Annotated in this window: 6 protein-coding genes and 1 pseudogene; 3 read left to right on the top strand and 4 right to left on the bottom strand. The window is 73.5% G+C overall.

Annotated features, from left to right (window positions below; all coding sequences use genetic code 11):
- Positions 1–59: 59 nt before the first annotated feature.
- Entirely contained in the window at positions 60–1481 is a 1422-nt protein-coding gene (locus tag EAO70_RS31750) for a cation:dicarboxylate symporter family transporter (RefSeq protein ID WP_148006243.1), read from the bottom strand.
- Between the two features lie 137 nt (positions 1482–1618).
- Between EAO70_RS31750 and EAO70_RS31745 the strand changes: the two are divergent.
- Positions 1619–3211 (top strand): annotated as a pseudogene (locus EAO70_RS31745) (ATP-binding protein); the annotation flags it as partial.
- 503 nt (positions 3212–3714) lie between these two features.
- Here EAO70_RS31745 and EAO70_RS31740 read toward each other — a convergent pair.
- Positions 3715–4830 carry a hypothetical protein gene (locus EAO70_RS31740; protein WP_148006242.1) on the bottom strand — a complete coding sequence of 372 codons (1116 nt, stop codon included), beginning with the start codon at positions 4828–4830 and terminating at the stop codon, positions 3715–3717.
- A 161-nt stretch (positions 4831–4991) separates the two neighbouring features.
- On the opposite strand from EAO70_RS31740, the gene EAO70_RS31735 reads away from it, so the two are divergent.
- The gene (locus EAO70_RS31735; RefSeq protein ID WP_148006241.1) at positions 4992–5732 is read left to right on the top strand and encodes a tyrosine-protein phosphatase; all 741 of its coding nucleotides are present in this window, start codon (positions 4992–4994) and stop codon (positions 5730–5732) included.
- Between the two features lie 69 nt (positions 5733–5801).
- Here the strand turns inward: EAO70_RS31735 and EAO70_RS39715 are convergent, their stop codons facing one another.
- Entirely contained in the window at positions 5802–7157 is a 1356-nt protein-coding gene (locus EAO70_RS39715) for a helix-turn-helix domain-containing protein (RefSeq protein WP_261993131.1), read from the bottom strand.
- Positions 7158–7611: 454 nt separating this feature from the next.
- Positions 7612–8637, bottom strand: coding sequence for an ATP-dependent 6-phosphofructokinase (locus EAO70_RS31725; RefSeq protein ID WP_148006240.1), 1026 nt, complete (start codon positions 8635–8637; stop codon positions 7612–7614).
- Between the two features lie 346 nt (positions 8638–8983).
- Between EAO70_RS31725 and pta the strand changes: the two genes are divergently transcribed.
- Positions 8984–11077: a phosphate acetyltransferase gene (gene pta, locus EAO70_RS31720; RefSeq protein WP_148006239.1), complete on the top strand. Its 2094-nt coding sequence runs from the start codon at positions 8984–8986 to the stop codon at positions 11075–11077.
- Positions 11078–11093 lie beyond the last annotated feature (16 nt).

Genomic DNA, 11093 nt, shown 5'->3' with positions numbered 1-11093 from the left:
GGCCTGACCTGACCCGGCCTGGCCAGGCCTACGGGCGGCCCGCCCCCGCCCCCGGAGGCTCAGACGCCCGCGCGGGCCTTCTCCTCGCCCTCCTCGGCGCGCTGGTCCGGCACCGGCGTGCCGTCAGCGGTCGGCGCGTGGTCGTCCACCAGCGTCTTCTCGTCGAACGGCACCCGCCCCGCGAGCACCTCCGCGACCCGCTCCTTGTCGATCTCCTTCGTCCAGGTGCCGACGAGGACCGTGGCGACCGCGTTGCCCGCGAAGTTGGTCAGGGCGCGCGCCTCGCTCATGAAGCGGTCGATGCCGACGATCAGGCCGACCCCGTCGACCAGGTCGGGCCGGTGCGACTGGAGGCCGCCCGCGAGGGTGGCGAGACCGGCGCCGGTGACGCCCGCCGCCCCCTTCGAGGCGATGACCATGAAGACGAGGAGGGAGATCTGCTCGCCCACGGAGAGCGGGTCGCCCATCGCCTCGGCGACGAAGAGCGAGGCCATCGTGAGGTAGATCGCGGTGCCGTCGAGGTTGAAGGAGTAGCCGGTCGGCACGGTGATGCCGACGACCGGCTTGCTGACCCCCAGGTGCTCCATCTTGGCGATGAGCCGCGGCAGCGCGGACTCGGACGAGGAGGTGGAGAGGATCAGCAGGAACTCGCGGCCCAGGTACCTGAGGAGGCTCCAGATGTTGAGCCCGGCGACCACCCTGAGCAGAGTCCCCAGGACCACGAACACGAAGATCGCGCAGGTCAGGTAGAAGCCGATCATGATGACGGCGAGGGACTTGAGCGCGTCGACGCCGGTCGCGCCGACCACGGCGGCGATCGCGCCGAACGCGCCGACCGGCGCGGCCCACATGATCATGCCGAGGATGCGGAAGACGAGCCGCTGGATGTGCCCGATCCCGCGCAGAACCGGTTCGCCGGCCGCCCCCATGGCCTGGAGCGCGAAGCCGGCCAGCAGGGCGACGAGGAGGGTCTGGAGCACCTCGCCCTCGGTGAAGGCGGAGACGATGGTGGTGGGGATGATCCCGAGCAGGAAGTCCGGCGTGGACTCGCTCGCGCCCTCGGCCTGCTTGGCGCCCGCCTCGGCCAGCTCCTTGGTGAGGTGCAGCCCGGAGCCGGGCTCCAGGAGGTTGCCGACGACGAGGCCGATCCCGAGCGCGACGGTCGACATGAGGAGGAAGTAGCCGAGTGCGAGACCTCCGACGGCGCCGACCTTCGCGGCCTTCCGGACCGACCCGACGCCGAGCACGATCGTGCAGAAGATGATCGGCGAGATCATCATCTTGATCAGGTTCACGAAGCCGGTGCCCAGCGGCTTCAGCTCGACGGCGACGCCGGGCGCCAGGAACCCGACCGCGATGCCGAGCACCACGGCGCCGATCACAGCCAGATACAGATAGTGCGTACGGTCCCGTCGTGCGGCCACGGGGTCCTCCTCGTGCTGATGGGTGTCCACGCCCCGGTGGACTCCGAGAGCATCCATCAGCCTGTGACCGGGGTCACGGTTGCGTACGTTTCGTTCACGACCGAAAGGTACGGAGGGGGTGCGGGCGGCTCGGGCAGGGCACGATTCGGGAACGCGGGGCGTCGGCGCACCGTCCCACGTGCACACTTACCCGCATGCGTCTCCCCCTCCCCCGTCCCCGCAGCCTGGCCGGCCAGCTCTTCGCGATGCAGGTCGTGCTCGTGGCCGTCGTCGTGGCCGGGTGCGCGGTCTTCGCGTACGTCACGGACCGGGCGCAGGCCGAGGAGACCGCGCGGCGCCAGTCCACCGCGACCGCCGCGGCCGTCGCGGACTCACCCTCCGTGGTCGCCGCCGCCCGGTCGGCCGACCCCACGGCGGTGCTCCAGCCGTACGCCGAGGCCCTGCGCCGCCACGCGGACGTGGCCTTCGTGGTGATCATGGCGCCGGACGGCACCCGGTGGACCCACCCCGAGCCGGAGCAGATCGGCCGGACGTACCTCGGTCACATCGAGGAGGCGGCGGCGGGCCGGCCGTACTCCGAGACCCACCTGGGGGTGCTCGGCCCCTCCGTGCGGACGGTGGCACCCGTCTTCGACAGCGGCGGTCGGGTCGTCGCGCTGGTCAGCGCCGGCATCACCATCGACAGGATCAGCGAGCAGGTACGGGAGCAGGTCGCCGCGCTGCTGGGGATGGCGGGCGCGGCGCTCGCGCTCGGCGGGGCGGGGACGTACGTGGTGAACGCGCGGCTGCGGCGCCACACGCACGGCATGAACGCGACGGAGCTGAGCCGGATGCACGACTATCACGAGGCCGCGCTGCACGCGGTTCGCGAAGGGCTCGTGATGCTCGACGGACGGCGGCGGATCGCGCTCATCAACGACGGGGCGCGGGAACTGCTCGGTCTGGACGACGGGGTCGTGGGCCGTCCGGCCGCCGAGCTCGGCCTCCCCGCGTCGCTCACCGGGGCGCTGCTGTCCTCGGAGCCGCGGGTCGACGAGACCCACCTGACGGCGGACCGGGTGCTGGTGGTGAACACCCGGCCGGTGGTGGGAGGAGAGCGGCGCGGTACGGTCGCCACCCTCCGGGACCGCACCGAACTTCAGTCGCTCTCGGGGGAGTTGGACTCGGAGCGGGGGTTCACGGAGGCGCTCCGCTCGCAGGCGCACGAGGCGGCGAACCGGCTGCACACGGTGGTGTCCCTCATCGAACTGGGCCGGGTCCAGGAGGCGGTGGAGTTCGCGACGGCCGAACTGGAACTGGCCCAGGCGCTCACCGACCGGGTCGTGGACGCGGTGGGCGAGCCGGTGCTGGCGGCCCTGTTGCTGGGCAAGGCGGCGCAGGCGAACGAGCGGGGCGTGGAACTGGTCCTCACCGAGGACAGCCGGATCGACGACGGCCTGGTGCCGGCGGCCCTGCCGTCCCGGGACCTGGTGACGATCCTCGGCAACCTCATCGACAACGCGGTGGAGGCCGCGGGCGGCAGCCCCCAGGCGCGGGTGACGGTCACGGTCGCGGCGCGCGCGGGGGACGGCGAGCTGCTCCTCCGGGTCGCCGACACCGGGCCCGGCGTCCGCCCGGCCGACCGCGACGCGGTCCTCGGCCGGGGCTGGACGACCCGGGGCCCGGGCCGGGGCCTCGGGCTGGCGCTGGTGGGCCAGGCGGTGTCACGCGCGACGGGCACGCTGGACGTGGCGGACGCGGAGGGGGGCGGGGCGAAGTTCACGGTACGACTGCCCCTGCCGGCGGCGGGGCCGACGCCGGTGCCGGCTCCGGTCCCGGTCCCGCCGCGGGACGGCACGAGCCGCCGCCCGTACGGGCACGCCGCCCCCGGCGACGGCGCCCTCGAGGCGCCGGTCGGCGGGAGCTGGGCGAACGGGCCCTCGGCGGTGATGTCGCAGTCGAAGCCGCCGCGCAGCTGGAGGAAGGTGGTCCCGGCCAGGGACACCAGGCGCCCGCGCGGGCTCATCACGCCCGTCTGCGGGGTCGCCCCGGAGACGCCGGTGAGCGCGGTCCAGTCCGTCAGGAGCTTCACGCCCTGGACCGGCGCGTCCGTCGAGAGGAAGCAGATCGTCGCCTCGCGCGGAGTGGTGAGGCTGCCGCTGAAGCCGAACAGCAGCCGCGCCTCGTCGCCCATCGGCTCGATGCACATGCCGCGGTGAGCAGGCTGCGGCGGCTGGTGCTGATGCGGGGCATGAGGGATCCTCCGGGAACGTGGGGAAGGCGACGGGGGTACGGGCGCGGAGACGGTCCGTCAGCGCCAGGCCGCCGAGAAGTTATCGAGACCGATCCAGGTGATGCGGTTGTCGGCGGTCGGGCCGAACACGGAGAGCCGTCCGCGGGAGTCGACCTCCACCCGGCAGACACAGCGGCCGCCCTGGTTGTTGCGGGTGACTTCGGCCCTGACCGTACGGCTGGGGGTCAGCGTCGGCGGGAGCTGGGCGAACGGGCCCTCGGCGGTGATGTCGCAGTCGAAGCCGCCGCGCAGCTGGAGGAAGGTGGTCCCGGCCAGGGACACCAGGCGCCCGCGCGGGCTCATCACGCCCGTCTGCGGGGTCGCCCCGGAGACGCCGGTGAGCGCGGTCCAGTCCGTCAGGAGCTTCACGCCCTGGACCGGCGCGTCCGTCGAGAGGAAGCAGATCGTCGCCTCGCGCGGAGTGGTGAGGCTGCCGCTGAAGCCGAACAGCAGCCGCGCCTCGTCGCCCATCGGCTCGATGCACATGCCGTAGAGGTACTCGCCGAGCGAGGCGAACCCCTGCGGGGTGGGCGTCTTGTGGTTCACGAAGAACCCGCCCAGGGGCAGTTCGATGGTCCTCGTCGCGGTCCAGGTGACGTCACCGGTGACCGGGTCGATGGGGTACTGGCGGAAGAAGACCCGCTCCTTGCCCGCGGCGCCGGTGATGTAACGGACCGTGAGGCGGTGGTACACGGGGTCGACGTTCGGCGACGACTGCTCGGCGTCCGGGGTGGGACGGAAGGGCGTCGTGACGCCGGGCGAGGACGGGGTGAGCGTCTGCCCGGGGCGGTAGGGGACCCGGGCCACCCGGGTGCCGTAGTCGCCCAGGAGCGGCCCGGCGTCCGTCCAGAGGTGGGTGGTGCCGTTGAGGTGCTGCGCACCGATCTGGTTCCCGTGACCGAAACCGGTGAGGTGCATGGTGTCGATCGGGCGCCCGGTCCTGCGGTCCATGCGGTAGACGCACAGGTCCCCGTCGGTGGGCACGCCCCGCACCTGCACCACGAAGAGCTCGTGCGTGACCGGGTCGACGGCCATGGACTGGCCCGCCCGCGTATGGGTCTCGTGGTTCAGCGGCGTACCGCTGAGGATGCGGCCCCAGGGGCCGGTCAGGTCGATGAGGTCCGAATGGGCCACGAAAGAATTCCCTCCCCTGCGGCCCGGCGCGGACCGCAGCCGAGATTGTATGTGACACGCATCCGCGGCCTTCGGGGCGTGGGGCGCCTGGCGGCGAGCCCGGCGGGTCGGGTGCGAACGAGGCGCCCCGAATCCCACCGCCCGGCCCGTACATTGACGCGGTGAGACGACACATACCCTTCGAGCGACTCCACAACTTCCGTGATCTGGGCGGCTATCGGACCGCCGACGGCGGAACCGTGCGGTGGGGCGCTCTCTACCGCTCCGACTCCCTCGCGAAGCTGGCGGACGCGGATCCCGCCGATCTGGAGCGCTTCCGGGCGCTCGGCGTGGTGACGGTGATCGACCTGCGCTATCCGTGGGAGATCGCCGCCAAGGGCCGGCTGCCGGAGACGGAGGGGGTCTCCTGGCACAACCTCTCCATCGAGCACCGCCCCTACGACCAGGCGGAGATCGACCCGGACCTCGACCCCTGGCGCTACCTGGCCGACCGGTTCGCCGAGGTGGCCGAGGACGGCGCGGGGGAACTCCGTACGGCCCTGGAGGTGATCGCCACCGCCGATGGCCCGCTCGTCTTCCACTGCGCGTCGGGAAAGGACCGCACGGGCCTGCTCGCCGCCGTCGTCCTCGCCCTCCTGGGCGTCCCGGACGAGGAGGTCCTGGCGGACTTCGCCCTGACCGAGCTGGCCACGGAACGCCTGATCGCCGACTGGCACGCCGCCCACCCGGACCGCGAACTCCACTGGCCGTCCTACGGCCGAGCACCCGCCGACGTCATCCGCCTGTTCCTGACGGACCTGCGCGCCCGCTACGGCTCGGTGGACGCGTACGTCACGGGCCATGTCGGCCTCGACCGGGAGGTGGTGACGGCGCTGAGGGCGCGGCTGGTCGAGCGACCCTGAGGGGCGTCGCAGGGCGGTTCGTGGTTCGTGAGCCAGGCACCCGGCGGCCGGTGGGCGGTCCTGCGGTGCTCAGTTCCGGCGCTCGAAGGAGAAGAGCTGGCCGGCCGCGTCCGGGGTGCAGGGCGCCTGGATCAGCTTCGCCCAGGCCGCCGCGCGGTCGCCGACCACGGTGACGCAGGCGCCGGGGGTCGCCGAGCCCACCGGGACGATCCGGTAACCGCGCACGGCGCCGCCGGCGGGGGCATACGCCTCCAGGGCGAAGGACTCGACCCGGCTGGGGTCCCCGCACTCGGAGTCCTCGTACGCGGCGTCGGATATCCGGCCGCCGGAGGGTATCCCCGAGCAGCCGGGGCCGAAGTCCGGGTGGTCGGAGACGATCCGCCACCGGCCTGCGCCCGCCGGCGCGAGGGAGTAGCGGGGGAAGTCCGTTCCCGCGCACGGCACTTGGTGGACCTGTCCGGATCGGGTGCCGCGCCGCTCGCCGAGGCAGAAGCCGGTACCGGCCACCCGGATGCGTACGTCTCCGGCGACGGGCGCGACGGCGGCGGGGAGCGCCGCGGTGGAGGTGCGGGGCGGCGATCCCGCGTGGCCGGTGCCGCCGCCGCGGAGCAGGGCGAGGACGCTGAACCCGGCCAGCACGAGTCCGGTCACGGCGACGGCGGCGACGAGCGCGCGCCCTATGCGGGCCGGGGCGCCGGACGCGTCTCCCGGCGGCCGGAGGGCGTCCTCGCCACCGGGCCAGGAGGGCGGCGGCCCGACCGGTTCCGGTCGGTCGGGGATGCTGTCGGCGGCCTCGGGGGTATGCACGGGCCTATGGCCACCGGTGTCGGAGGCCCGCACGAAGTCGCGGCGCTCGGTGTCGGGTACGTCCCCGGCCGCCTCGGGGGCCTGCCCGGGCCCGCACTCCCCGGTGTCGGGTACGTCCCCGACCGCCTCGGAGACCTTCCCGGGCCCGCACTCCCCGGTGTCGGGTACGTCCCCGACCGCCTCGGGGACCTTCCCGGGCCCGCACTCCCCGGTGTCGGGTACGTCCCCGACCGCCTCGGGGACCTGCCCGGACCCGCGGCCCTTTGCGCCGGGGGTCCACACTGACCCGCCGTCCCCGCCGTCGGGTACGTCTCCGGCCGCGTCGTCCGTCCCCCGGCCCGCCAGCTCCGTCCGGGCCCTCCGCCACTCCGTGAGCTCGTCCGGCGTCGCCCCGCAGGCGCGGACGAAGGCCGCCAGCAGTTCCTCGCGGGGCAGGGTCGCGCGGGTCAGCATGTTCGCCACCGTCGACCGGGGCAGGACGTCCCCGCGTGCCTCCGCCCTCGACGAGAGCTCGCGGTAGGTCAGCCCCGACCGTTCCTTGAGGGCCTGGAGGGCCGCGAGGAACTCGGCGGGGGTGCGCGCCTCCCGCGGGTCAGGGGTGTGCCGCCCCGCTGCCATCCGTGCCTCTCCCCCTCCGGCGCGCGCCGCCGGACTCCGCCACGCCCCTGCCGGCCTCCGCCGGGCTCCCCCGGACACGGGTTGGGACATGTCCGGGACAAGCCCCAAGCCTTGTTGATCCCGCGCCCGGGCTCAAGAGTGGATCCCGGCAATTCCGGGGGTGACACCGCGCACAGCGGAGTGGCCCCGACCGTCACGGGGGTGCGGTCGGGGCCACTCGGGTGTACGCGGGCCCCGGCGGGAGTCCGGGACGGTTCGGGCCGGAGGTCCCGCGCGGCGGGCCGATCGGCCGGGGCCGGCGGGCCGTTCGGCCGGGGCCGGCGGGCCGTTCGGCCGGGGCCGGCGGGCCGTTCGGCCGGGACCGGCGGGCCGATCGGCCGGGGACCGGCGGGCCGGTGCAGGCGACGACCACCGGGGCAGTCCCCCGCCGGCCGCCCAGCCGATCCCACTCCGCCTAGAACACCGACTCCGCCTCGCGGATCCGGTCCTCCGGGACCGTCTTCAGGCGGGTGACCGCCTCCGCCAGGGGGACCATCTCGACGCCCGTGCCGCGCAGCGCCGTCATGCGGCCGAACTCGCCTCGGTGCGCGGCCTCCACCGCGTGCCAGCCGAAGCGGGTCGCGAGCACCCGGTCGTACGCGGTCGGCGTGCCGCCGCGCTGGACGTGGCCGAGGATGACCGGGCGGGCCTCCTTGCCGAGGCGCCGCTCCAGCTCGACGGCGAGCTGGTTGCCGATGCCCTGGAAGCGCTCGTGGCCGAACTGGTCGATCTCGCCCTTCTGGTACGCCATTGAGCCCTCGACCGGGTGCGCGCCCTCGGCGACGCAGATGACGGCGAACTTCTTGCCGCGGGCGAAGCGCTCCTCGACCATCTTGACCAGGTCGTCGACCTGGAAGGGCCGCTCGGGGAGGCAGATGCCGTGCGCGCCGCCGGCCATGCCGGACTCCAGGGCGATCCAGCCGGCGTGGCGGCCCATCACCTCGACGACCATCACGCGCTGGTGGGACTCGGCGGTGGTCTTGAGCCGGTCCATCGCCTCGGTGGCGACGCCGACGGCGGTGTCGAAGCCGAAGGTGCGGTCCGTGGACGAGATGTCGTTGTCGATGGTCTTGGGGACGCCGACGACGGGCATGCCCGCGTCGGAGAGCATCCGGGCGGCGGTCAGGGTGCCCTCGCCGCCGATCGGGATGAGGACGTCGATGCCGTGCTCGCGGGCCAGGTCGGGGGCGGACGCGGCGGCCTCGGCCAGCCGGTTCCGCTCCAGGCGGGCGGAGCCGAGGATGGTGCCGCCGCGGGCCAGGATGCCGCTGACGGCGTTGAGGTCGAGGGGCCGGAAGTGGCCGTCGAGGAGGCCCTTGAACCCGTCCTCGAAGCCGATGACCTCGTCGTTGTGGCCGGTCAGCGCCCGGTGCACGACCGACCGGATCACTGCGTTCAGGCCGGGGCAGTCGCCGCCTGCGGTGAGAACTCCGATGCGCATCGTGCTGTGTCTCCTGCTCGGTCGCGTTCCTTGGTGAGCCACAGCGATTCTCACACGTTCGGCGCGAGGGGTGCGTTCACGGACGCGCCGCGCGTCCGCTCCGGAGCGGACGCGGGAGGCCTTTCGTCCCGGGTTGCGGGGCCCTTCGTCCGGCGGGCGGCCTAACCATCGGCGGGGGTATTGTCAAGGGGGTAATGCCGCCCTATCGGGGCTTTCTGAGCACCGCCGGTGGACGCGAGGTTCGACGGCGTCGACCGGCGTACGGGCCGCGAGCGTGCCGTGAGGGCAGCGCTCGCCCCGGCTCCGTGAGTCCCGTTTTCCGCAGGACTGGACAGGAGACCACGGCGTGACGCGCAGCGTGTACGTGACCGGGATCGACCGCGGTGACGGCCGCCAGGTCGTCGAGCTGGGAGTCATGGAGCTCCTCACCCGACAGGTGGACCGGGTGGGGGTGTTCCGGCCGCTGGTGCACGACGGTCCCGACCGGCTCTTCGACCTCCTGCGCACCCGCTACCGGCTCTCGCAGGACGCCTCGACGGTCTACGGCATGGACTACCACGAGGCCTCCGCGCTCCAGGCCGAGCGGGGCACCGACGAGCTGGTGTCGCAGCTGGTCGACCGCTTCCACGCGGTGGCCCGGGAGTACGAGGTCGTCCTCGTCCTCGGCACCGACTTCGCCGCCACCCAGCTCCCCGACGAGCTGGCGCTCAACGCCCGGCTCGCGAACGAGTTCGGCGCCTCGGTCATACCCGTGGTCGGCGGCAAGGGCCAGTCGGCGGAGTCCGTACGGTCCGAGGCGCGCAACGCCTTCCGGGCGTACGACGGTCTCGGCTGCGACGTGCTCGCCATGATCGTCAACCGGGTGGCGGCCGAGGACCGGGAGGTCATCGCCGAGCGCCTCGCCGCCCGGCTGCCGGTGCCCTGCTACGTCCTGCCGGACGAGCCGGCGCTGGCCGCGCCGACGGTCGCGCAGATCACGCACGCGCTGGGCGCCTCCGTCGTCCTCGGCGACGAAGCGGGTCTCGCGCGCGACGCGCTGGACTTCGTCTTCGGCGGCGCGATGCTGCCGAACTTCCTCAACGCGCTGACGCCGGGCTGCCTGGTCGTCACCCCCGGGGACCGGGCCGACCTGGTCGTCGGGGCGCTGGCCGCGCACTCGGCGGGCACCCCGCCGATCGCCGGGGTGCTGCTGACCCTGAACGAGCGGCCGAGCGACGAGATCCTGACCCTGGCGGCCCGGCTGGCGCCGGGCACTCCGGTCATCTCCGTGCCGGGCAACAGCTTCCCGACCGCCACCGAACTCTTCGCCCTGGAGGGCAAGCTGAACGCGGCCACGCCGCGCAAGGCGGAGACGGCCCTCGGCCTGTTCGAGCGGCACGTGGACACGGCCGACCTGCTCAAGCGGGTCTCGGTGGCGCGCAGCGGCCGGGTCACCCCGATGATGTTCGAGCACGAGCTCATCGAGCAGGCGCGCGCCGACCGGCGCCGGGTGGTGCTCCCGGAGGGCACCGAGGAGCGGGTGCTGCGCGCCGCGGACGTGCTGCTGCGCCGCGACGTGTGCGACCTGACCCTGCTCGGTGACGTCGAGGTCGTCCGCAAGAAGGCCGCCGACCTGGGCATCGCGCTCGGTGACACGCAGCTGATCGACCCGGCGACCTCGGAGCTGCGGGACTCGTTCGCGGAGAAGTACGCGGCGCTGCGGGCGCACAAGGGCGTCACGGTGGAGCTGGCGTACGACGTGGTGTCCGACGTGAACTACTTCGGCACGCTGATGGTCCAGGAGGGTCTGGCCGACGGCATGGTGTCGGGGTCGGTGCACTCCACGGCGGCGACGATCCGGCCCGCGTTCGAGATCATCAAGACGAAGCCGGACGCCTCGATCGTCTCCTCGGTGTTCTTCATGTGCCTCGCCGACAAGGTCCTCGTGTACGGCGACTGCGCGGTCAACCCGGATCCGAACGCCGAGCAGCTCGCGGACATCGCCGTCCAGTCGGCGGCCACCGCGGCCCGTTTCGGTGTCGAGCCGCGGATCGCGATGCTCTCGTACTCGACCGGCACCTCGGGCTCCGGCGCGGACGTGGACAAGGTGCGGGAGGCGACGAAGCTGGTCCGCGGAGCGCGTCCGGAGCTGCGGATCGAGGGGCCCATCCAGTACGACGCCGCCGTCGAGCCCTCGGTCGCGGCGACGAAGCTGCCGGACTCGGAGGTGGCGGGGCAGGCGACCGTGCTGATCTTCCCCGACCTCAACACCGGCAACAACACCTACAAGGCCGTGCAGCGTTCGGCCGGTGCCGTGGCCGTCGGCCCCGTGCTGCAGGGTCTGCGCAAGCCGGTGAACGACCTCTCGCGCGGCGCGCTGGTCAGCGACATCGTCAACACGGTCGCCATCACGGCGATCCAGTCCCAGGTCCCCGTCCAGGGTCAGGAGTTCCCCGCATGACCGCCCACCCCTCTCC

The sequence above is a fragment of the Streptomyces sp. adm13(2018) genome (genome assembly GCF_008042145.1).
GTDB lineage: Bacteria > Actinomycetota > Actinomycetes > Streptomycetales > Streptomycetaceae > Streptomyces.
Note: the sequence above shows the minus strand (reverse complement) of the source record. Positions and strands in the feature narration are given on the sequence as shown.